Origin of the sequence: Kribbella sp. NBC_01510 (genome assembly GCF_045040325.1) — a bacterium.
GTDB lineage: Bacteria > Actinomycetota > Actinomycetes > Propionibacteriales > Kribbellaceae > Kribbella.
This window is the reverse complement of the sequence record NZ_CP109418.1, coordinates 3,095,481-3,116,413: the sequence shown is the minus strand read 5'-3', so window position 1 is coordinate 3,116,413 and position 20,933 is coordinate 3,095,481. Positions and strand designations below refer to the sequence as shown.

22 protein-coding genes and 1 riboswitch are annotated in these 20,933 nt (G+C 67.0%); of the genes, 10 read left to right on the top strand and 12 right to left on the bottom strand.

Features of this window, described 5'->3' with window-relative positions:
* Window positions 1-171 precede the first annotated feature (171 nt).
* The 4 genes from OG558_RS15455 to OG558_RS15440 form a co-directional block, all read right to left on the bottom strand.
* The gene (locus OG558_RS15455; RefSeq protein ID WP_405070883.1) at window positions 172-618 is read right to left on the bottom strand and encodes a hypothetical protein; all 447 of its coding nucleotides are present in this window, start codon (window positions 616-618) and stop codon (window positions 172-174) included.
* Window positions 615-824 carry a trypco2 family protein gene (locus tag OG558_RS15450; RefSeq protein ID WP_405070882.1) on the bottom strand — a complete coding sequence of 70 codons (210 nt, stop codon included), beginning with the start codon at window positions 822-824 and terminating at the stop codon, window positions 615-617. Before OG558_RS15450 ends, OG558_RS15455 begins: the two co-directional genes overlap by 4 nt.
* Before the next feature lie 141 nt (window positions 825-965).
* Complete coding sequence (locus OG558_RS15445; protein WP_405070881.1) at window positions 966-3,050, bottom strand: hypothetical protein; 2,085 nt, start codon at window positions 3,048-3,050, stop codon at window positions 966-968.
* 551 nt (window positions 3,051-3,601) lie between these two features.
* Window positions 3,602-3,871, bottom strand: a complete 270-nt coding sequence (locus OG558_RS15440; RefSeq protein WP_405070880.1) for a helix-turn-helix domain-containing protein — start codon at window positions 3,869-3,871, stop codon at window positions 3,602-3,604.
* A gap of 166 nt (window positions 3,872-4,037) precedes the next feature.
* Between OG558_RS15440 and OG558_RS15435 the strand changes: the two genes are divergently transcribed.
* The gene (locus OG558_RS15435) at window positions 4,038-4,403 is read left to right on the top strand and encodes a hypothetical protein (protein WP_405070879.1); all 366 of its coding nucleotides are present in this window, start codon (window positions 4,038-4,040) and stop codon (window positions 4,401-4,403) included.
* Window positions 4,404-5,131: 728 nt separating this feature from the next.
* Here OG558_RS15435 and OG558_RS15430 read toward each other — a convergent pair.
* On the bottom strand, window positions 5,132-5,875 hold the full coding sequence (locus tag OG558_RS15430) for a response regulator transcription factor (protein WP_405070878.1): 744 nt from the start codon (window positions 5,873-5,875) through the stop codon (window positions 5,132-5,134).
* Between the two features lie 343 nt (window positions 5,876-6,218).
* Here OG558_RS15430 and OG558_RS15425 point away from each other — a divergent pair, with 343 nt between their 5' ends.
* Both OG558_RS15425 and OG558_RS15420 read left to right on the top strand, forming a co-directional pair.
* Window positions 6,219-6,461 (top strand): hypothetical protein, encoded by a 243-nt coding sequence (locus OG558_RS15425; protein ID WP_405070877.1) that lies wholly within the window; start codon window positions 6,219-6,221, stop codon window positions 6,459-6,461.
* A gap of 561 nt (window positions 6,462-7,022) precedes the next feature.
* Complete coding sequence (locus OG558_RS15420; RefSeq protein WP_329483917.1) at window positions 7,023-7,487, top strand: DUF4395 domain-containing protein; 465 nt, start codon at window positions 7,023-7,025, stop codon at window positions 7,485-7,487.
* Window positions 7,488-7,660: 173 nt separating this feature from the next.
* On the opposite strand, the gene OG558_RS15415 is transcribed toward OG558_RS15420, so the two are convergent.
* Window positions 7,661-9,082 (bottom strand): MFS transporter, encoded by a 1,422-nt coding sequence (locus OG558_RS15415; RefSeq protein WP_405070876.1) that lies wholly within the window; start codon window positions 9,080-9,082, stop codon window positions 7,661-7,663.
* Between the two features lie 214 nt (window positions 9,083-9,296).
* On the opposite strand from OG558_RS15415, the gene smpB reads away from it, so the two are divergent.
* On the top strand, window positions 9,297-9,776 hold the full coding sequence (gene smpB / locus OG558_RS15410) for an SsrA-binding protein SmpB (protein WP_405070875.1): 480 nt from the start codon (window positions 9,297-9,299) through the stop codon (window positions 9,774-9,776).
* A gap of 715 nt (window positions 9,777-10,491) precedes the next feature.
* Here smpB and glsA read toward each other — a convergent pair.
* Window positions 10,492-11,523, bottom strand: a complete 1,032-nt coding sequence (gene glsA / locus OG558_RS15405) for a glutaminase A (RefSeq protein ID WP_405070874.1) — start codon at window positions 11,521-11,523, stop codon at window positions 10,492-10,494.
* Window positions 11,524-11,958: 435 nt separating this feature from the next.
* Here glsA and OG558_RS15400 point away from each other — a divergent pair, with 435 nt between their 5' ends.
* Window positions 11,959-12,309 (top strand): VOC family protein, encoded by a 351-nt coding sequence (locus OG558_RS15400; RefSeq protein ID WP_329483912.1) that lies wholly within the window; start codon window positions 11,959-11,961, stop codon window positions 12,307-12,309.
* Here OG558_RS15400 and OG558_RS15395 read toward each other — a convergent pair.
* On the bottom strand, window positions 12,306-12,560 hold the full coding sequence (locus tag OG558_RS15395) for an NPCBM/NEW2 domain-containing protein (RefSeq protein WP_405070873.1): 255 nt from the start codon (window positions 12,558-12,560) through the stop codon (window positions 12,306-12,308). The two genes, OG558_RS15400 and OG558_RS15395, sit on opposite strands and share 4 nt — an antisense overlap.
* A 60-nt stretch (window positions 12,561-12,620) precedes the next feature.
* Between OG558_RS15395 and OG558_RS15390 the strand changes: the two genes are divergently transcribed.
* The gene (locus tag OG558_RS15390) at window positions 12,621-12,926 is read left to right on the top strand and encodes a discoidin domain-containing protein (protein ID WP_405070872.1); all 306 of its coding nucleotides are present in this window, start codon (window positions 12,621-12,623) and stop codon (window positions 12,924-12,926) included.
* Between the two features lie 323 nt (window positions 12,927-13,249).
* The gene (locus tag OG558_RS15385) at window positions 13,250-14,206 is read left to right on the top strand and encodes a DUF5937 family protein (RefSeq protein WP_405070871.1); all 957 of its coding nucleotides are present in this window, start codon (window positions 13,250-13,252) and stop codon (window positions 14,204-14,206) included.
* Between the two features lie 17 nt (window positions 14,207-14,223).
* Here the strand turns inward: OG558_RS15385 and OG558_RS15380 are convergent, their stop codons facing one another.
* Window positions 14,224-14,706, bottom strand: coding sequence for a hypothetical protein (locus OG558_RS15380; RefSeq protein ID WP_405070870.1), 483 nt, complete (start codon window positions 14,704-14,706; stop codon window positions 14,224-14,226).
* 230 nt (window positions 14,707-14,936) lie between these two features.
* Window positions 14,937-15,047: riboswitch (TPP riboswitch) on the top strand.
* Between OG558_RS15380 and thiS the strand changes: the two genes are divergently transcribed.
* Together thiS and OG558_RS15370 are read left to right on the top strand one after the other, a co-directional pair.
* Window positions 15,038-15,244, top strand: a complete 207-nt coding sequence (gene thiS, locus OG558_RS15375) for a sulfur carrier protein ThiS (protein WP_405070869.1) — start codon at window positions 15,038-15,040, stop codon at window positions 15,242-15,244. Its footprint overlaps the riboswitch before it by 10 nt.
* A gap of 1 nt (window position 15,245) precedes the next feature.
* The gene (locus tag OG558_RS15370) at window positions 15,246-16,019 is read left to right on the top strand and encodes a thiazole synthase (RefSeq protein ID WP_329483907.1); all 774 of its coding nucleotides are present in this window, start codon (window positions 15,246-15,248) and stop codon (window positions 16,017-16,019) included.
* On the opposite strand, the gene OG558_RS15365 is transcribed toward OG558_RS15370, so the two are convergent.
* Window positions 16,009-17,889 carry a DUF6807 family protein gene (locus OG558_RS15365; protein WP_405070868.1) on the bottom strand — a complete coding sequence of 627 codons (1,881 nt, stop codon included), beginning with the start codon at window positions 17,887-17,889 and terminating at the stop codon, window positions 16,009-16,011. The genes OG558_RS15370 and OG558_RS15365 overlap by 11 nt on opposite strands.
* 76 nt (window positions 17,890-17,965) lie before the next feature.
* On the opposite strand from OG558_RS15365, the gene OG558_RS15360 reads away from it, so the two are divergent.
* Window positions 17,966-18,382, top strand: coding sequence for a RidA family protein (locus OG558_RS15360; protein WP_405070867.1), 417 nt, complete (start codon window positions 17,966-17,968; stop codon window positions 18,380-18,382).
* Window positions 18,383-19,073: 691 nt separating this feature from the next.
* On the opposite strand, the gene OG558_RS15355 is transcribed toward OG558_RS15360, so the two are convergent.
* Window positions 19,074-19,946, bottom strand: coding sequence for a serine hydrolase (locus tag OG558_RS15355; RefSeq protein ID WP_405070866.1), 873 nt, complete (start codon window positions 19,944-19,946; stop codon window positions 19,074-19,076).
* The gene (locus OG558_RS15350) at window positions 19,943-20,824 is read right to left on the bottom strand and encodes a LysR family transcriptional regulator (RefSeq protein WP_329483903.1); all 882 of its coding nucleotides are present in this window, start codon (window positions 20,822-20,824) and stop codon (window positions 19,943-19,945) included. The genes OG558_RS15355 and OG558_RS15350 overlap by 4 nt, the downstream gene beginning before the upstream one ends.
* Window positions 20,825-20,933 lie beyond the last annotated feature (109 nt).

Sequence of the window (20,933 nt, the reverse complement as noted above, 5' to 3'; positions counted from 1 at the left end):
CGAGCGTTAACGGCATGGGTGCCGCTCTCGCCGGCACGTCCTCCGGAAGGAGCACTCGGATCCTCGTCAGATACCACCGCACTTGCACCTCGGTTTGGTTCGTGCGTACTTATCTCCGTGCCGAGGCGAGTTGAGGTTGGCGATCACGGGACTTCACTCGTCGTGTGGGATTCAGTCGACGGGTTCGGACCCCGACAAACGTCGAGCGGTGGTCTCGCCGAAGCTGACGTTCATTTGTCCGTGGTCGCCGACCTGCACACCTTGGGCGCCGCGCAGGTCAACCTGGTACTTGCCGGCTGCGGCTCCCTGCGGGTCGGCATGCGCAAGCAGGGCCCTTGCCGCGGCAAGAATCCTAGGGTCCTGGTCGGCCCCAGTCCGCTTCACAGCTTCTTCAAGCGGGGCCTTCCAGGTATCTGGATTGGCTTCGTGCGCCTCGAGGACGGTCATCGGCTCCACGGGCGCCTGCCCGGCACTGTTCGACTGGTCAGCGGCGAACGTCCGAAACCGTTTGATGAGCAGCGCCTTCAGACTGCTATACGCATCCATAATCGAGGTGCTGACCACATCCTTCCCCCCCGTTGCTGCGCCTGCCACCAACGCCGCCACGATCAAAGTCACAGGATCCATGACACCCGCCCAAGCTCTTCCCGTACAACCCAGCCGATCTTGCCGTCCGCGTCCTTCCCGCCTGCAACCTGGATCGACAATTCGATCGGCTCCAGCGAAAACCGCATGCGCTGCTGTTCGCTCCGCTCGACGGCGCTGGTCAGCTCCGCCCGCAGCGCCTCAATCGCATCCGCCGGCCCCACGACCGCCTTATCCACGACAAACCCTTCCTCATCGAGTCAACCTCGATAACCCATTCCACCACCCTATGGCCCAGAGCCGATACTCCCGACAGTGCCGAAACGACAGTTTGAGGACGGCCGTGCCGGCCAAATCGTCATCCGGGACCGGCACCTGGCTCATCTGGGGCCCCGGTAGAGCTGCCCGTCGCCGCCAATCACGTACAGGACGAGTTCGTGAGAGTCGTCGGCCCCCGCTGCGATGCCGGCGTGCAGGTCACGCCCGCCGAGGTTGACCCACTGCGACCAGGCATCCGGCTGTGCCGCGTCGATCTGCCAGCGGTTGTAGAGGTGGCGGTCGCCGCCGACCACGAAGATCTCGAGGCGGCCGTCGGGATTGAGCCCGACGGCGCAGGGCCAAAGGAGGCTTTGCCCGAAGAGGTGCACGGGCGGAGCCCAGCCGCCGTTGGGCGCTACCTGAGCGCGATAGGAGACAGCGCCGTCTGACCGCATCATGAATGCGTACAGCCGTCCGTCGCCGCCCGGAACAGCGATGAGGTTGGAGATGGCGGGTAGCGAGGGATCGGCCAGGCTGGCCCAGCCGCTCCAACCGCCCTGACCGTTGGGGCGTTGCTGCCAGATGTGATAGACGACGCCGTCGCCGCCGACGGCGAAGGCCTCCAGCCGGCCGTCGGCATTGCGGGCCAGCGACACGTTGCCCTGCAAGCCATGTCCTTGCAGGCTGTCCCAGTTCCCCCATCCGCCGTTGGCAGTGACCTGGGCAACGTGGTACATGACCCCGTCACCCAAGACCGCGGCGATCTCGAGCCTCCCGTCGGCGTTCTGCGCGACGGCGAAGTCCTTGACCTGGTCGCCGCCGAGTCCTGTCCAGTCCGCCCAGCCGCCGTTGGGCGTGATCTGCCTACGGTGGTAGAGGCGCCCGTCACCGCCCAGCACGAACGCGGCCAGGGATCCATCCGCCTCGCTCGCGACCTCGCAGAGATCCTGCAGGTCGTGTCCCTGCAGCGAGGACCAGCCGCTCCAGGCACCACCAGGAGTGGTCTGCCAGATGTGATACAAAGCGTGATCGCCGCCCAGGACGAAGACCTCTTGCCGACCGTCGGCGTTGCGGATCACCACGGGGAACGAGCGGAGTTGCTGCCCGGCCAGGCTGGTCCAGCTGATGAAGGTGGCGGTCGGGCCGGTCGACGGGAGCTGCACAAGTTGCTGGCGCAGGTTCTCCCAGTCCCACGAGTTAAGGCTGTGGTCAGGGTCGGGATACTCCGGGTCAGGCCCCGTCGGGTACATGACGTCATAGATCGGGGCCGGCCACGGCGCGCTGAACTGGGTATTGAAACCCATCTCAGCATCCGCCGGGTCGATCGCTACGTCTTTGGAGTGGTGCTGATCGAAACTCGGGTCAAGGTGAGGGCTTTGCGGCGCTTCGAGCCCGAACGCGTGAGCAGTCTCCTGGCAGAACACGTTGGCCAGCGGAGCCCCCCACACGATGACTGAGTACAGGACGCTCTGGCCGGGACATCGGTGACCGGAATTCCCGCCGGACCCCTCGCCCGCGTTCGGGAACCGGTAGGTGATCGCCGTGTCGATGGAGTCACCGGCCGGGCGATTCGCCCACTGGGCGAAAAGCGGGCACAGGTGGCCATCCTGATTTGGTGGGCCTATCGGGTTGTCATAAAGGTCATAGCGCAGTCCCGCGTCCGGCTGCCCGTCAAGCGAGCTGACTCCGTCACGTACCGGGTAGATCCACGACAGCCGCTGCATCGCCGTATCCGCAGCCCCCAGCTCGCCCGGCTTGGGTGGAGTGCCCGACCATAGTCGCGCCACCATGACACGCAGATCCTTGGTCGGAAGGAGTTCAGCGGCAAGCGCACCCGTCAGTACAGGTAGCTGATTGACGTCGGTCACGAGTAGTCGGAAGTAGTAAGTTCCTGTCCACGGCATAATCCGCCCCGGAATGACCACCACAATGCTCGGGCCAGCGCTACTGTCCGGGATTACGGTGAAAGAACCGCTGGCCCACGACAGTGTGCGCCGGGAGCCGTCGGGCCGCAGCACTGTCGCCTCCGCGTTCACGGTACTGGCGATAGAACCTGCACCTGCGAACATTCGCAAAGCCGTGGTCTTGCCAGCAACCAGCGTGTTCTTTGCCAGGCCCTGAAGTGCCGCCACGTCACCAGGCCGCAGGTCCGGGACGGCAGGAAGCGCTGGCTGAACGATCGGCGGCTTCTCTCCTTGACGTTTCATCGTCCGATCCTCCCTAACCACCAGACAGTGGCCACACAATGTCGGAGGGCACGTGATCGTCCGTTGATACCCACGGCCGGCCAGCGACACGACAAACGATCGCGTGCGGGGACCAACCCAGGACGCTCGGGAAGCGAGGCCGTCAACTGGCCTCCCGGCCTTCCCTCGTCGCACCGCGGTTTGCTGAGAATTCTCAGCAAGATTCCGACGGGTATGCTAAAATCTTTCCCAATGCTCTTTCGATCGTTTGCGCATCAGGGTGATATGTCAAGTGTCCGCCGTTAGCAATCATTCATTTTAATCGAACACTTGCGCACATTCATGTTTTAATCGAATGCTGGAGGAATTGCGAGCCGATTCGCAAGTCCCGCAGCTGCCCCACCCGGTGATAACGGGCAACCCGAGGTCCGGATCGTTGCGGGTGTCGCCGCCTCCAGAAGAGAGAGACCGCGGCCGCCACACTCAACGGCTCAGACTCATCGCAGTTGCCACCAACTGCGCGAGGCGGCTAACGCTGAGCAGTTCAGCAGGCACTACGAGCTCTGCGCGGGCTAGTCCCGCCGGCGGTCGAGCCCCAGGGCTCTCAGATCGTCCTCATCGATGCCGTGCAGCAGCTCGTGCAGGTCCACTTCGAGCGCCCGACACAGCTTGATCATGTCGGCCACCGTCACTCGCCGGCGGCCGTTCTCCAGGTCGCCAACCACCGGAGGGGACCACCCAAGGTCGGCCGCGAGGTCGGCCTGGCGTTCCTTTCGGCGCGCTCGGATGGCGCGCACGTTGCCCGCGATCAGCGCATCGACTGGTTCGGGCTTGGCGGGCACAGCGTCATCGTTCACCGTCCTACTCCCGTCTGCGACTCGCTAACACCGCTATCCGGCTGCCCACAGCATGCTGGGAAAGCTTGTAGTTAGCTAGAAAAGATATTAGCGTTTCAAGCATGGGAAATCCGTCATCATCGGAGGGTGAATCCATCCGCGGAGTGGAGTGGTGAGCGAGCCGCATCTCTACTACCCGGACGCGGCTGAGCGGCTGGCTAGGTGGCACGCCATCGAATGGGCGGACGGGTGGCAGTACGCCAAGACGTACCGCCTCGTGCGTGGCCTGAACGATGAGGCGGCGCGCAAGGCTGCGACGGCCGATCCGCCGGCGGAACTGCTGGTGCCGCCGGACGGCCAGGGCTGGGAATGGAACGTCGACTGCGCCGATGGCGGCTGGGACGTTGTAGTGCCGGCCTGGTGCAAGGACGACACCGCGGTTCTCCAGCGCGTCTACTGGCGCCGGCCCGGATGGGGCCGGCCCACGTGGGACATCAAGACCCACCTATCGATTCCTCGCAAGGACGTTCAGCTCTAGAGAACCGGGAGTGGCGGTTCGTGTCGCGGTGATCGTCGCCTCTAGCTTGACGGCATGAGACTGCTGGCCCGGATTTCAATCTGCGGGAGTCGGTCGCTGGACTGAGGCTCGGTGGCTGAGTGGGTCAGCGGCATCAGTACCGTCGGAGCTCTGCTCCTCGGCCTCAGCATCCTCAAGCGTAACCACGCCAACGCAGAGAAGAGCCAGATCGATCAGGTCGGATGGGTATGCGTCGCTCGGGACCCGCTGGGGGTGGACCATGACAAACTCCAGCACGGTGCCGGTGCACGTGTTGATCGAACCAGCCGACGCTGATCTCCCCCATCGTCGAGCTGGATTTGTCCAAATGGAGTGGCGAGATCCGAGCTGGAGACACGTTGGATGACCCCGGAGGGGCTGATCGTCCCCCTCGAGCGAGACCGCCACACTCCCATGCGGCCTGGGAATCCCCCTGGGAATCCAGCACCGGCTACTGGAGTGAGCCGGAGTCGACGACAAGCGAACTGAAGTAGGCCAGAGTTTCGCTAGTTCAGGCCTGACAACGCGGTCCGTCCACCTCTAATCCGTCGGTCAGCGGTGCGATTCGGTCTCCAACGCTCAGCCTTGGGCTCTGCAGACAAAGGTCGGTCCCGCCATTGCAAGACTGGTACAGAGGTCGACAAGCTCCAGCCGCACCGCGATCGTCGACGGGCGAGACCGCGACCAAGCGTCGCCTGCCCGTTGGTCGGCTATTCCAGTCCGGCGGTGCTCATCCTCGTCACGGCCGCGGTGCGACTGGTGACACCAAGGCGCTCGTAGATGTGGTTCAGATGCGTCCGTACGGTTCCCTCCGACAACACCATCCGCCGGGCGATCTGCGTGTTGGTGTAGCCCTGAGCGACATATTGCAGGAGTTCGAGCTGTCGTGTGGTCAGCGCCGCGGGTGCCTGGCGGCGGCGCTCGGCGGCGCGGAACGCGGCAATCAGGTGCGGCCGCAGCAGCGTGAGCAGCAGCCGGTCGCGCTCATCGAAGTCCCGGCCTGAGCAGCGCCACAGATACAGCCGCGTTCTGTGGCCGGGTTCGTCGGGTAAGTAGGCCATCAACGCACGCATACGCCCGGAGGCGTAGTCGACGCTCATCGGGCTGGCCCGCCACTGGCGGTCGGACACAAAGTCGCTCAGCTTGGCCACGCTGGCAATGTCGCCGGTGCGGTCGGCGTAGCTACAGGCGTCTGTCGACCGGTACAGCTCCCAGTAGCGCGGGTCCGGAGGGTACGGTCCGACTTGGACCTCCTGGGTCTCGGCCAGAGCTTGTTCGAGTACGAACGCTTCCAGACCAGGCTGAAATCGGGAGAGCTCCACGCGGTCACTGTGGAACAGGTCCCGCATGCACTCCATCAGCTCCCACGGAAGCACCGGGCCGGGATCGTCCATGTTCAGGGCGAGCAGACCGCGCAGCGCGTCCAGGTCCCGTCCGCTGATGCCGTCGGCCATGAGCGCCTCCGCTTGCGACGCTACGCCGTCGCCGCGTCCCGAGCCATACGCGACACCGCGTATACCGGCCGGCGGCCGGCAAACCTAGCGTCGAAAGCGTCCGGACCCGAACCGGACCTTCGTCAGGAGGCTAGTCATGAACCACGCACGCACAACCATCGCCGTATCCGCACTCGCACTGAGCGCTGCCGCGCTCGGCGCGACCCAAGCGTCGGCACGACCAGGCCCGGAGCCGGGATCCGGATACACAACAACGCCGGATTGCCACTGGGCCTACCACCCTGCGTGCCACGAGGTCCCCGTGCCCGGGCCCGGAAACGCACCGACGGCCTCTGAGACGGCCATGTATGACGGGCCGGACGAAGGCTCCGGCTATCCAGGCTCCGAGGCGAAGAGTCCCGACTACAACCACCCGAACTACGACCCGAGGTACGAGGTGCCCCGCGTCGAGGCTGCAACGGTCAGCAGCGCATCGGACGACATCGGAGCGGAGACCATGCAAACAGGCGCATCTGCACTCGGTGGCGCCGGCATCGCGCTCGGTGCAGTCTGGATCTACCGACGTCGCCAAGCAATGAACGGCTAGGCGCACTCGGATGCACTGAGCGGACATCCGACAGTTGCCTCATCGCCTGGGCTGACTCTCGCGCGGCCAGCGCGCTGGGCTAGTCGATCACCTAGGGATGTTGCCGAGCTGCCGGCGGCCCGGCATCCCGTGACACGGTTCATGACGCGAACTGGAGTCAACTCGTGCTGGCAGAGGCGTCCAGAAGCGTCGGCTGCGGTACTCCCGACGCCTAGAGATGGCAGAGTTCATGCCATCGCGCAGCCTTTTAATCCGCGGGTTGTGGGTTCGAGTCCCACGGGGCCTACCAAAACCGTGTATGCGCTGACCTTTGATGCTACGCACGGCTTGGGTGGTGGTGCGGCGCATGACGAGGTCGTCGTTGCCGGGCAGCTCGATGGCCAGGGTTGTCTCGGACTGGAGCACGGTGCGAGAGCGGGCGCCTGCACCCCGGTCTTGCCTTTTGCAGGCTCGCATCCGGCGGCGCCCATGGTTCAAACACTTGTCGGAACAGATGCAGGTGTGGGCCGAGTACCCTGATATGCATCGGACTAGCTGGCATCTCACTCTCTGGAGAACCACATGCCCGGCAGCAGTTTTGGCGCGTGCCCGCTCCGTGCCCGTGTCGATCCGCGCCTCTTGCGATTCAGCGCCGGGGCCACAGCGAGTGTGCTCGCCGTGGTGCTGCTCATCGTTGACGTTGCTCGACCGTTGGGTCTCGGCCTGCTCGCCTCCCAGGTCGCCGTGTTTGCGTTCACCGCGTTCGTGAGTTTTCAGTGGTCGTTGTGGGCGCAGATCTTCGCCCGTGTCATCTGGCCGCGGATCGGAGTGCCAGCCGAGTTGGAGGATGCTCGGCCGCCGAGATTCGCCCAATTCGTCGGCTTCGTGTTCACCGCTCTGGCGCTGACCACCTTTGCACTCGGTGTCGATGTCGCTGGCTACGGCCTCACCGCTCTCGCCTTCGGCGTGGCAGCCCTCAACGCATCCATCGGGCTGTGTTTGGGCTGCAAGGCCTACCAACTGATCCGCCGACCGAAACCGGCCTGAGTCTGGTCGACCGCGAACCCACCACACGTCCAGGCGCTGCTCGCTCTCCCAGACGTAACTGTCGTGGTCGGAGGACCGCAGGTCACCTGCGACCACCGGATCGAGGAGAACTCTGGGACTGAGCCGGCGGCCGTCAACACCCCCGAGCCACAAGGCAGCATTGAGCGCGCTGGTCAGTGGTGGGTCCCGGCCGGGGATCTGCGGGGCATGCGCGTGACGAGCGGGATGCTGAGGGCGACCAGGGCAAGGACGACGATCAGGCTGATCTTCATGGCGTGGTCCAGGCCTGACGTTGCGCCCTGGAAGAAGATCGAGGTGACTGCGGCCGATCCTATTCCGGCGGCGAGTTGTTGGATCGAGCTGAGCGAGCCGCTGGCACTGCCGGCCTCGTCGGGGTTGATGTCGCCGAGGGCGACGTCGAAGATCGTGCTGTAGCAGGAGCCCAGCCCGAGACCGATCACGAAGAACGCCGGGGTGAGCGTCCACAGCCCGAGGCCGGTGCCCGAGGCAATGACCAGGGCGAGCACCCAGCCGCAACCGGCCAGGACGATTGCCAACCCTATGAAGATCAGGGTGCGGCCGAGCTTGGCGACCAGGCCACCCATGGCGGCGAACGCGGAGCCGATGGTGCCCAGGGTCAGCGGCAGCATAGCCAACGCCGCGGCGCGCGGTGAGGCGTGCAGGCCCTCCTGCAGGAACAGCGACAGCACGTAGACCAGCCCAATCGTGGCGGCGAAGACGGCGAGCCCGACGAGCAGGCCGGAGGTGAACCCTCGGTTTCGCAGCAGCGACGGCTTGAGCAGCGGGTCGGCGGCGGTCGACTGGCGGTGCGCGAAGGCGGCGAAGAACGCCAGGCCGACGACGATCGAGGTGATCGGGATCCTGGTCCAGCCGTTGGTGGAGCCCTCGATCAGGCCGTACAGCAGGCCGAACATCGCGCCGGCGAGGAGGCCCGAGCCCCAGCCGTCAACGACCGTGGAGTGGTCGCCGTCGTCGTACGGGAGGATCCTGACCGCCACCGCCAAACCGGCCACGCCCAGGACCAGGTTGATCAGGAAGATCGGGCGCCAGGACAGCCCGAACAGGTCGGCGCTGATGATGAAGCCGGCCAGTACCGGGCCGCCGATGGTGGCCACCCCTAGCAGCGGGCCGAACAGGGCGAGCGCCTTGGTGAGCATCTCCCGCGAGAACGTCTTCGTCATGATCGCCATGCCCTGCGGGATCAGCAGAGCGCCGAAGGCACCCTGCGCCACCCGGGCCACGACGAGCAACGCCGGGTCAGGAGACAAACCCGCCACCGCCGAGGCGACCGTGAAGCCGGCCATCCCGATCAGGAAAAGCCTGCGCTGCCCGTACTTGTCGCCCAACCGGCCGCCCACTACGAGCAGCACGCCCATGGCGAGCATGTACGCCGTGCCCAACCATTTGATCAGGCCCTGGCCGCCATGCAGCTCCTCGGCGATGGTGGGCGCGGCGATGTTTGTGACGGTCGAGTCGATCACGTCCAGGGCCTCGGCGAGCAGCACCAGCGCCAGGATCGCCCACATCAACCGGGAGGACGTCGGACGGGTCGTCGTCGTGGTCGTCAGTTTCATGATCGCGGTTCCTGCTCTTCGGGGCCGACCCCTCGTGGGCAGCCTCACCCCTGCAACGAGCACCACCGCCCCGATCCGACACCGCCTCCCGGATCAATGAGTTGTCTAGAGCCGGCAGCAAGCTCGGCGTTCTCGGCCAGTACAGCCAGCCCGGCGTCCGTCGCCTCGCAGGTCGGGCTGTCGGGCTGTCGGGCTGTGGGGGCAGAATCGCCGTGTGAAGAAACCCGAGATCGATCCCGTGGTCGCGCGCAACCGCAAGGCTGCCCACGACTACCATCTCGGCGAGTCCTGGGAGGCGGGGATCGTGCTGCAGGGCTTGGAGGTGAAGGCCCTGCGTGCCGGGCGGGCGTCTCTGGTCGGCGGCTTCGCCACTGTCGAGAACCGGGAGATCTGGTTGTACGGCGTGCACATCCCGCAGTACTCCCGGGCCCGCTGGTTCAACGACGGTTCACGCCGCAAGCGGAAGCTGCTGCTGCATCGTGCCCAGATCAACAAGATCGAGCGCAAGGTCAATGAGAGCGGGCTGACGATCGTCCCGGTGACCCTCTACTTCAAGGACGGTCGCGCGAAGGTGGAGATCGCCCTGGCCCGCGGCAAGAAGACCTGGGACAAGCGGCACACGCTCGCCGAGCGCGAGGCCAGCCGGGAGGCCGAGCGCGCGGTCAGCCGCCGACTGAAGGGTCGCCCGGACTGATCAGCGGTACGCAGGGCTGCCCATGAACGACGGACGCAAGCTGGCCCTGGTGACCGGCTCCCGAGACAGCTCGGCCGCTACTGCTATCCCCGGGGGGACACGGTGGCCGCGCTCGACCCGCGCAACAGCGTCCACGCCCGCATGGTAGTTGCTGCAGGCAACGGCATGATGGCCCCGGTGATCCAGACATGCACGGTGCGCTCAGGACGCAGCGAACATGGTCGTCCAGCCAGCTGATGATCTCCACATCGGCCCCGGGAAGGCAGTCGGGCCGGGTGAGGCGCTGGAGGATGAACGACCCGGCGCTTGACGACCTCCCTCCGGGGAGGCTGCCATCGATCGGTCGGCGCTCAGCTCACGCCGACTCGTTCTCGCCACCCCTGGGGGAACCGTCGCCGACTCGTTCTCGCCAGGCCCTGGCGAACCCGTCGCCGGCCCCTGCCTTACCCTGCGGACGACGCCCACCGTCAGGAGGACAAGCGCAGCCACGCCTCCGCGACGCCGACAGCCCAATAGGTCTAAGCGTGGCGTCCGTCCGGCGTTCCGCCGACCGAGGTTGATTCAGCCCACGCGGGCTGATCTGCGGTTGGGCGGCATCCACTCGCCTGGCCCGTACTCGTTCTTGGTGGCGTTCGCCGGTCCGTCGACAGTCGGCAGGTTCGCGGTCTCGTCGTCGGCGAAGTCGACGCGTGGCTGCAGGGGCTTGGGGTTTGGCTTACGTGGGTTCGGAGGCGAAGAGGTTGAGGCCGAGGCGCTCGGCAAGGTACTTCGTGACGAGTTGGCCGCGGACGCTGTTTCCGGCGGCGTCGAGCGGAGGTGAGAAGGTCGCCAGGCCGCCCTTGCCGGGCGACACGGTCACAATGCCGCCACTGACGCCGCTCTTGCCCGGCATCCCGATCTCGTACAGCCAGTCCCCGGACAGCTCGTACAGGCCTGCAGTGGCCATCACGGCCAGCACCCGCCGGCACACCCCCGCGACAATGACTCGCTCGCCTGTCATCGGATTCACCCCGCCGTTGGCCAGCGTGGCAGCCATCACCGCGAGGTCGTGGGCGGTCACGTCGAGGGAGCACTGCCGGGTATAGACGTCGGTGGCCTCGTCGGGGTCGAAGTAGAGCCGCTCGTAGCTGTCCAGGAGATGGGCGATGCCCTGGTTGCGCATGTTGGTGGCCGACTCAGATTCGTAAACATCGTTACTCAAGGTGAGCTCGCGGCCGGCGAAGCGGGAAAGCCCGTCGCGGATCCTCTCCCACTTCTCCTCCGCCGTGTCGCCAGGAACGAGGCTGGTGGTCGCGATCGCACCCGCGTTGACCAACGGGTTCATCGTCCGCTCGTCATTCAACTCGACGGCCATCAGCGAGTTGAATGGGAATCCCGTGCTGTTGACGCCCAACCGACGTCGTGCCGCCTCATACCCGATCGCCTCGCAGACCAGCGCGAAGACGAAGGGCTTGGACACGCTCTGGATCGAGAAGGCCGTCTCCACGTCACCGATCTCGAAGGACCGGCCCCTGGCCCCGACCACGGAGATCCCGAATAGTCCAGGTGATGCGCTCGCCAGCGCGGGGATGTAGTTCGCGACGGCACCGTCGCCGTTCGACCGATAGCGCTCGTACGCCTCGGTGACGGCATCCCTGACCTGGTCTGCCTGTGGAAGCTCGCCGGTAGACACGAGTGAGGGCGCCGTCGCCTCGTCGAACGGGAGGCTCTCGTGCATGGAAAGCTTGGTCATGAGATCCCCACTCATCGTCGACTCCAGGCAGCCTACGACAGGGCGATTCCGTGGCGCTCACGCTGCGGACAGCCACCTGCGGCGAGGTACGGCTGGAGCTGGACAGCACGTTCGACCCGGACTTTGTGTGGAACTACTCGTGGTGCTGCGTTCCAGGTAGCGACGCCGTTGAGCCGTCCCCGGCCGCTGCGTCGGCACGTAGGGTCCTGATCCACGGGGACTTCCACCGGTGCAACGTACTGCTCTCGCGACGAGGCTGGCCTACAGCCGGGGTGCGTCGACCCTGCTGTGAGTACGAACAGCGACGGTTGAGCACCGTCTGCGACATGGTGCGATCCGGGCAGTGGTTCAGCCGATCCTTTACCCCACAAGGGCTGTCGATTCTGAGGTGCGGTGATCGTCAGGTAAGCACCACGGGTCACGAAGAGACCCAGAACCTGAGGAGATCTGATGTCCCATCCAGTTGTTCACACCGAGATCCGGTCCGAGGACCCCGACGTCACACGCAAGTTCTTCGCGGACCTCTTCGGCTGGAAGGTCGCGTCCGAAGGCGGCTTCCCCGGCTACACGTTCATCGACACCGGCAGCGAAGCCGGCCCCTATGTGGCGATCGGCCCACGGCAAGGCGCCGAGGACGAAGTTCTGTTCTTCGTCGCGGTCGACGACGTGACCGCGACCCTGCAGAAGGCCGAAGAGCTCGGTGGCAAGATCATCCAGCCGACCCAGCAGGTGCCGGGCACCAGCTTCGGCGTCTTCGCCGACGTCCACGGCCACAAGGTCGGAGTCGCCGCGAACGGCTAGGAGCAGACCAGCTTGGCGTCGGCCCAGTCGGCGTGGTCGTGGGCGTTGGTGTCGCCGGCGTCGTCGATCGCGAGGGTCAGGTACTGCGCACCGGTGACGTCGACGTCGACGGGCTGGGGTGCGGAGGCGTTGGACGTACGGCGTCCTGAAGGGCTTCGACTCGTCCTCGGCCATCGCGACGTACGATTCGATCGCGTGATGATGCCGGAGGCAACCACTCCGGCGACCACGCTGACGGCGATGAACATCATTGATCGAAGCAACTACAGCGGCATCACCATCCTCCCGAGCAGGATCCCGAGCCGGAGTCGATGCCGAACCTCGCGCTGAACAAGCCCGCGACCGCCTCGACCGGGTTCGAGATCGCCGGCCAGGCGGTGGACGGGAACCTGTCCCGGTGTGGCTCCGACCGCACCGACGATCACTGGCTCCAGGTCGGTCTGGGGACGCCGACGAGCGTCAAGGGCGCGACCATGTACTGGGAGGCGGCGTACGCCAGGACCTATGCCATCCAGGTCTCCGATGACAGCAATGCCTGGCGCGACGTCTACTCCAACAACGCCGGATCGGGTGGGGTCGAGACAGCTAGTACCGCGTCAAGCAAGGTGGGGAGGTAATCCGGAGTGACCACCCGAAGCCGGCCCCGGCGGCCAGGTACGGGGTTCACCCCTGATGTAGTCCCTTCACCCCGGGTATGCGGTGGGTAGAAGGGTGCAGCTGCGCGGTTGTCCCCTGAAATTGACCCGGGCGGAAGGCAAGTGCGGTAACGACCTCGACGTTTCCTGGCGCGGCAGTAGCTTCGCTCCGACGACAGCCCGGTACGTCCGGCTGCACTGCATCCAGCGAGCCACCCAGTACGGATTCTCCCTCTGGGAGTTCCAGATCCACTGACACATCCGAGTCGATTTAGGATCGAGCTACATCGACGAAGGGGACCGGCGTGCTGACCTATCAGCTGAGCTCGCGAGACCTGGAGGAGGTGCGATTCGCGATCTCGCCCGCAGCGGAGATGGTTTTGTCGTTGCGGGCGTTGCGGGATCCGGGGCGGTTTCCGTTGCAGCTGGGGTGGGTTCGGGGTGTGCAGCCGGTGGTCGAGCAGGTGGATTGGTCGGTGTTGCGGTGGCTGGTCAATGACACGATGGGGAGTCCGGATTTCCTGACGCCGCGGCCTACCTCGCCGTTGACGCAAATCCAGGATGAGCTCGAGATCATCGGGGCGGTGGATCGGCGGACGTTCGAGCGGCAGTTCGTCGCGGTCAACAAGGAGGTACCCGACGAGCTTGCCGGTGCTGATGGTCCCGCCAGGGTTGTCGACGCGCTGCGTGCGTACTGGCAGTTGGCGATGGCGCCGTACTGGGATCGGATGCGGACGATTCTGTCGGCCGACATCAGCTACCGCGGCCATGTGCTCACGCAGCACGGGACCGGGGCGATGCTGAACGGACTCGGGCCGGCCATCAGTTATCAGAACGGACAACTGAAAGTCGATCGGGTCAGCGATCCGAGTCGGACCGAGCGGGTGGACGGGCGGGGGCTGGTGTTACAGCCGACGTTGTTCGGGCCGCATGCGGTGATTCCGTTCGACGTCGGGGCCGAGCCGCTGCTGGGGTATCCGCCGCGGGGGCAGGCCAATCTGTGGTCCGTCGTCGAACCGCCGTCACGGCAAGACCTTGCACAGTTGATCGGTACGCCGCGAGCCCACATCCTCGCGTTGCTCACGCATCCCCGGACAACGACCGACCTGGCCGGCGAGCTGAAGGTGACGCCCTCGGCCGTGAGCCAGCACCTGCAACTGCTGCGTCGTACGGGGCTGGTCGAAGCGCAACGAACCGGCAAGCAGGTGCTCTACCGACCGACCGAACTCGCCGCCCTGCTCACCGGATCGGACCTCGACTGACCGGGGAAGAGCAGTACTCACGGATTCGGCTTGTTCCCGTTGGCGGCGGCCGTCGGCTTCCCGTTGGCGGTGGACTTTCCGTCGGCGGCGGCCGTCGGCGCGGAGACCTCCGGAGCGTCGGCCGCCGTACCGCTGTCCTCGCCTCCCGCCTCCTCTTCCGCCTTCCGGCGTACCCACCACACGCGTGCCAGCTTGGCGGATCCCAGGATCGCGGCGATGACGATCGCGGTCACCACGCCGGCGACATCGAGCAACCCCCACGCCCGCTCGTACCACGGCGGCTGCTGCTCGACGGCGACCGCGATCGCCTGCTCGAAGGTACGGCTGCTGAGGGGCAGGTCGTTCAGCTCCACAACCAGGGTGAGACGGAGCGTCCGCACACCATCGGTCTGCGGTGTCACGCGCCAGGCCCACCCGGTCACCCCGTCGATGAGCTGGAACTTGTCGCTGAGCGGCTGTACGTCGAGCCCCCGAACCCCGGAGCTCGGCTCGGACGTCACGGGACGGCACCCGGCGGATCGGCCCCGCCGAATCCGATCCTCAGCGCCACGACAACTGCTGCCAGCACCACAGCCGCGGCTATCAGCAGGCCAAGTTTTGTTCCCCCGTGAGCCCGATCGATCGTCCCCATCTCTGCTCACCTTCCCCCAATACACACGGTAGCGGTTTCCGGCCATGGCGTACTGCCTTCGAGACGCGTTGGCGGTCATGGGAAGACGTGAGCTAGAGTCGAAAGCGCCGCGGGAGCTTGCAGGAGTGGGCTGAGAGGGTGACTGGGCCGTCGCCGACCGCTGAACCTGAATCGGGTAATTCCGGCGTAGGGAGGAAGCGATGCAGGAAGCTGTCTGGGTCAACGGTGCGGCGACCGACGTCGCCCCGGGGAAGTCCGTGGCCGAGCTGATCGGCGAGTACTCCGACCGGACCACCGGGATCGCGGTCGCGATCAATCAGAACGTGCTCACCAGGGCCGAATGGGCGTCCACCGCCCTGCGAGCCGGCGATCGGGTCGAGATCGTCAGCGCGGTGCAAGGAGGCTGACATGGACGATCCACTGGAGCTCGGCGGGCGGACGTACACCTCGCGCCTGATCATGGGCACGGGCGGTGCGGCCAACCTGGAAGTGATGGAGGAGGCATTGATTGCCTCCGGCACCCAACTGACCACGGTCGCGATGCGCCGGCTCGGCACCGGCCACGAGGGCTCGGTGCTCGACGTACTCAAGAAGCACGGCATCGACGTCCTGCCGAACACGGCCGGTTGCCACACCGCCGCCGAGGCGGTGCTGACCGCGAAGCTCGCGCGGGAGGCGTTGCAGACCGACCTGATCAAGGTCGAGGTCGTCGCCGATGACCACCTGCTGCTGCCCGATCCGATCGAGTTGCTCGACGCCGTGGACGCCCTGGTGGCCGACGGGTTCACGGTGCTGCCCTACACCAACGACGACCCGATTCTCGCGCGCCGGCTCGAGCAGGCCGGCTGTGCCGCAGTGATGCCGTTGGCGGCGCCGATCGGGTCCGCGCTCGGCATCCGCAATCCGCACAACATCGCCCTCATCGCCGAGGCCGCGAACGTTCCGGTGATCGTCGACGCGGGCATCGGTACGGCGAGCGACGCCGCGCTGGCGATGGAGCTCGGCTGTGCCGCCGTCATGCTCGCCACCCCGGTCACCCGCGCCGAGAAGCCTGCCCTGATGGCCGCGGCCATGCGCGACGCCGTCTCCGCCGGCCGAGCTGCCCGCCTGGCCGGCCGCGTCCCCCGCCGCTGGCAGTCGGCCCTGGCCTCCTCGCCGACGACCGGTCTGCCTACGTTCTAGCCGCCAGTTCGGCAGCTTCGGCGAGGTCGATCGGGCGGTCCAGCAGCAATGCGGTGAGGGACAGGTCGAGGTCTTGGTTGGGCTGGAGGGTCAGTGGGCTGTCCCACGCCAGTGCTGGACCGGCACCGACGTACCCCGTGGAGCGAAGGAACCACGGGCGTACGTCGCTGGGCTGGACCAGGAGCAACGTGGTGATGATGTCGGCGCGATGCTGGACGAAGGCGAGCCACGGACTCAGCGAGCCGAAGACAGCATCGGTCCCTTCGCCGGCTGAGCTGAGGACAGTCGTGGTCTCGGCGGACGGCAGTCGCCAGAAGATGCCGCCGTACCCGGCGTCCGGACGGCCCGTGGTGGCGGGGCTGTCGATGCGGATCGATCCGTAGCGAGCAGTGAGAACGCTCTGCCAGTCCAGCCGCCAGCCGCCGTCGGCCAGCGAGCCCGTCAGTCGTCGGCGTTCGACCAGTTGCGGCCGGCCTTGTTCGTCGTACCAGGTGAGTTCGTCGCGCAGCGTGTGATCGTCGTCGACGGCGACGCTGCGGCTGCGTTGCTGGCCGTGGTTCGTGAGCAGGGTCGGGCCCTGGCCCCGGACGAACGTCCGGCCGCCCCAATGGGAGGTGCCGTTGACCCCGGCGACCGCGAGCGAGACGCCGTAGTGATGCCGGTGGTCGACCGGGCTGACCTCCGTGAGCGGTTGACCGCCGAGCGTCCGGACCGGATGCAGATAGGGCCGCGGCGAGTGGACCTCCGGCGTCCGCCGCCCGAACTCGTACCGCGCGAGCATGCCGGAATCGCTGCTGAGCTCGAAGATGTCGCCCTGCCGCTGCCAACTCACGCGCCCGGCCGGCGCATCCCCATGCAGCCGCGGCGCCTGCGGCACCGGCCCAGTGCTCGCCCGCACCGCCAGCCGCAGCTCGGGTACGCCGTCCACCTCGACATCGGATCCCGCGATCGTGGCGTACATCCGCCGCCACGCCAGCTCCCCAAGGCCCTTCTGCGGCACCCGCACAGTCGTCAGCGACGGTACGGCGAACCGCGCCAAGCCGATGTCGTCCATCCCGGTCACCGACAGGTCCGCGGGTACGGCGACGCCGACCTCGTTGAGTCGCGCGAGCAAACCGAAGGCCACCAGGTCGTTGAACGCGACCACGGCCGTCACGTGTGATTCCAGTACGCGCTCGACAGCGGCGTACCCGTCCTCGATCGACCAGCCGCAGTCGAGCCGGACGATCTCCAGCCCGGGGATCTCCCGCTCGGCCACCTCGAGCGATCGCAGCCGGGCCGTGTTGGACGCGCTCGCCGACGGCCCGGCCAGGAAGGCCAGCCGCCGGTGGCCCAGGCCGACGAGGTGATCCGCCAGGATCCGCACCGCGCGGCCGTAGTCCACGACCACTGACGAGACCTCCGGAGGGCCCTGCCGGTTGACCAGGATCACCGGCTGCACCTGCGGCAGCAGTTCGAGCAGGCTCTCCTCCGGCAACCGCGGCGACACCATGATCAGCGCGTCGCACCGCCGCCGGGCCTCCACGGCGATGGCCGCCTCGGCGCTGGGGTCCTCATCGGTCTCGGCGACCAGGACGCGGTAGCCGGCCGCGGCCGAGGCGTTGGTGATGCCGCGCAGGATCTGCTGGAACAGCGGGTTGCCGAGATCCGGCACCACCAGCGCGACCATGTCCGTCCGGCCGAGGGACAGGCTGCGGGCCAGGTCGCTGGGCCGGTAGTTCAGCCGGTCGATGGCGGCCCGCACCCGCTCGGCGATGTCGGGCGCGACGGAGAGACGCCCGTTCATCACCCGTGACACGGTTGCCCGCGACACCTCCGCCGCCCGCGCGACATCGGCGATCGTGATCGAGTCCTTCGGTGTCCGGCCCACGACGGTATCTTCTCCCGACGGAAACCGGTTTCTCAACCCCGTCCGCGATTTGACCGGCCAACCGGGAGAAGATGAGGTGACGACTCTCTGGGAGGAACTCTTGACCAAGCTCTCGTTCCCGCGGCCCGATGGTGTTACCCCAGGCAACGGTTACAGCCATGTCGTGACCGGACCGGGGCAGTGGGTGGCGATCGCCGGGCAGGTGGCACTGGATGCCGACGGGAAGTTCGTCGGGGTGGGTGATCCGGCCGCGCAGGCGCGCCAGGTGTTCGCCAACCTGGACGCGTGCCTGAAGGCAGCCGGCGCCACCTTCGCCGACGTCGTGAAAATGACCTACTTCGTCACCGACATCGCCTACATGCCCGCGATCCGCGCGGCCCGCGACGCGTACGTCGACACCGCCAACCCACCCGCCGGCACGGCCGTCCAGGTCGTAGCCCTCTTCAGCCCTGACGCCCTCCTGGAAGTCGAGGCCTACGCGGTCGTCAACTGACCCACTCCCGTCCTCGCCTTCCTCCCCGCCCAGCAACTTCAGGTGATAACCGGCTCTTCTGTTGGATGTGTGGGTCGCTCCGGAGGGCGTTGCGTGGTGCTCCTGGTCGGTTCCCGCTCCGTCCCCGCCTCACCCGGTGTGGGGCGGGGCGGACTGTCGACGGTCGGCCGCTGTTGGTCGGCGGGGGTTTGTCTGGGGGGAGCGATACCCCCTGGATCGGCAGGCCAGACTCCCCCAACCCGGTCGGAGCGTGGGAGAGGGCTGGGCACGGGTCCGTGGTGCTGGAGGGTGTGGGCACGGAGATACCGGCCCGGGATGCGCCCCGTTCTGTTCGGGTGGAGGGTTTTCTGCCAGGGAGGGTTTTCCTCCCTCACCGGGCTAAAACCCTCCTCGCACCAGACACAGACCCCATCGAACCCCACCGACCAGGTGATGGACGATTGCGTGAGCCTAGGTCGGCCAGCCGAACGCGAACACATCCTGTCGAAAGTCCGCTGTACCGCGACCGCACCACCTGCAGTACCACCATCCCCACCCACACATCAGTCAGAAGAGCCGGATAGCCCTTGAGGTGGATGGTCGCGCGGATCGCGGCTGTCGGCTTCACCAGCGTGTCCACTCAGAATCGCAGCGGGCAACCATCCAGGTCGGGGGCGGGCACGGGACCCGGGTGGAGCGAGGTTGGGGAGGGTTAGCGCAGGAGGTCTACCGCGACGCGGGCGGCTTCGCCGATGGCGGCGTCGACGCGTGGCTGGCGGAAATCGCCGCGCGCGGCCAGGGTGAAGATCGCGAGTGCGAAGGCGGCACCGTCGGGCAGGGTGACCACCCCGACCTCGTGGCGGAGGGCTCCGAACGTCCCGGTCTTCCCGGCGACGCGAATGGCGTCGTGCGGGAAGCCAGAGGCCAAACGGTGGCCGAACACCTGCCGATGCATGGTCGCCTGCACGAACGCGGTCTGCTCCGGTGACAGCAACTCCCCCGCCCACAATCGCCGCAACAGCGACGTCAGATCCCGCGGAGTGCTCGCCGACGCATTCGCCGCCTCGTAGATCCCGGCCGGATCGGTCCGGTCGTTGTCAGCGAGTACGGCGAGTGCCGCATCCGGATCGTCCAGCCCCGTCCGACGTTGTAGGTCACGCAGGTTCCCCGCGGTCCCTCGTCGTACCCAGGTCCGTTGCAGGCCGAAGGATTCCAGCAAGCCGGCCAGCCGCCGCAACCCGACCACATCGAGCAACGCATCGGCCGACGCGTTGTCCGACACCGTCATCATCGACACCGCCAGGTCGCGCAGCGACACCGTCACCGGGTCCGCGAACAACGACAGCCCAGTAGGCCCGGCGGTCCGCGTCGACGGATCCAGCGTCACCCGCTCGCGCGGATCGACCTCGCTCAGATCCACCAACCGGCAGAACCCGGCGAGCAGCGGCAACTTGTACACAGACGCCATCGGTACGACGCGATCCGCATCCACCTCGACGGTCGACTCCGGCGCATCGAGTGCGACCGCATGCAACCAGCCGCGAACGCCGGCGTCTTCGAAGACCGCGCGGATCCGGGCGCTCACGACGCCACCAACGCATCCGTGAGCTGCGCCATCACGTCCGCCGGGCGGAGGAACGGCGTACGCGTCCTGGACCAGACGAGCCGGAGCCGCAACGGCAGCGGATCATCGACGAGCCGGTGCCGGCCGATCCCCGGAGCGGCGAGCGCCGGATCTGCCGTCACCACCGCGACCTGACCCGCGGCCGCCATCGCCAGTCCGGCCCGTTCGTCCGTGACCACGACGGTCCCGCCGTCGGGCCGGTGCAACGCGAGCGTGTCCAGGAACAGATCCCGCGCCGCCGGCGCCTCGGCCCGCGGCCGGACGGCGATCTGCAGCCGCTCCAGCTGCCGCAACTTCAGCTCCGAGCCGTCATCGGCCATTGCCGACGTCGGCACCAGTGCCCAGGTCGGCAGCAGCGTGACCGGTCCGGCCTCCAACCCGTCGAGCACGGCGGGATGCAGTACGGCGGCCAGCGTCAGCCTGCCCGCGGACACCTGAGCTACGAGCGAGCTGGTCGGCGCGGACAGCACCGTCACCCGGCTGCCCGGGATCACCTCACCACAAGCCGCCGCTACCGCGGCGCCGGCCGACGGCGGGACCTCCGGCGCGAGGCCGAGCCGGATCTCCGGCCCCTCCGGATCGCGCCCGACCGCGGCCTGATGCAGCTCCTCGATCGAGCTCAGTGCCCGCCGCGCGTACGGCAGCAATGCGGCGCCGGCCGAGGTCAGCTCGACCCGGCCCTGGCCGCGCTCGAACAGCTTGGCCCCGACCAGCGCCTCGAGCCGGCGCAGTCCTTGCGACAACGGTGGCTGGGTGATGCCGACCACCCGGGCCGCGTCGCCGAAGTGCTGCTCCTCGGCCAGCGCGATGAAGATCTGCAGATGCCGCTCAGTCAGCATGACCCGGCTGACCTGCGCTGATATCTCCAGCCAATCGGTTCATGCGTAAGAGCATATTCGACAGGCACCAACGGACTCACCTTGACTGAAGCTCCGGTACGGCGAGAGG

Coding starts and splice junctions, on each gene's coding strand:
- OG558_RS15445 (WP_405070881.1), bottom strand. CDS start 3,050: ATGAAACGTCAAGGAGAGAAGCCGCCGATCGTTCAGCCAGCGCTTCCT.
- OG558_RS15390 (WP_405070872.1), top strand. CDS start 12,621: ATGCCGAACCTCGCGCTGAACAAGCCCGCGACCGCCTCGACCGGGTTC.
- glsA (WP_405070874.1), bottom strand. CDS start 11,523: ATGAGTGGGGATCTCATGACCAAGCTTTCCATGCACGAGAGCCTCCCG.
- OG558_RS15395 (WP_405070873.1), bottom strand. CDS start 12,560: ATGATGTTCATCGCCGTCAGCGTGGTCGCCGGAGTGGTTGCCTCCGGC.
- OG558_RS15425 (WP_405070877.1), top strand. CDS start 6,219: ATGTATGACGGGCCGGACGAAGGCTCCGGCTATCCAGGCTCCGAGGCG.
- OG558_RS15415 (WP_405070876.1), bottom strand. CDS start 9,082: ATGAAACTGACGACCACGACGACGACCCGTCCGACGTCCTCCCGGTTG.
- OG558_RS15350 (WP_329483903.1), bottom strand. CDS start 20,824: ATGCTGACTGAGCGGCATCTGCAGATCTTCATCGCGCTGGCCGAGGAG.
- OG558_RS15430 (WP_405070878.1), bottom strand. CDS start 5,875: ATGGCCGACGGCATCAGCGGACGGGACCTGGACGCGCTGCGCGGTCTG.
- thiS (WP_405070869.1), top strand. CDS start 15,038: ATGCAGGAAGCTGTCTGGGTCAACGGTGCGGCGACCGACGTCGCCCCG.
- OG558_RS15420 (WP_329483917.1), top strand. CDS start 7,023: ATGCCCGGCAGCAGTTTTGGCGCGTGCCCGCTCCGTGCCCGTGTCGAT.
- OG558_RS15400 (WP_329483912.1), top strand. CDS start 11,959: ATGTCCCATCCAGTTGTTCACACCGAGATCCGGTCCGAGGACCCCGAC.
- OG558_RS15370 (WP_329483907.1), top strand. CDS start 15,246: ATGGACGATCCACTGGAGCTCGGCGGGCGGACGTACACCTCGCGCCTG.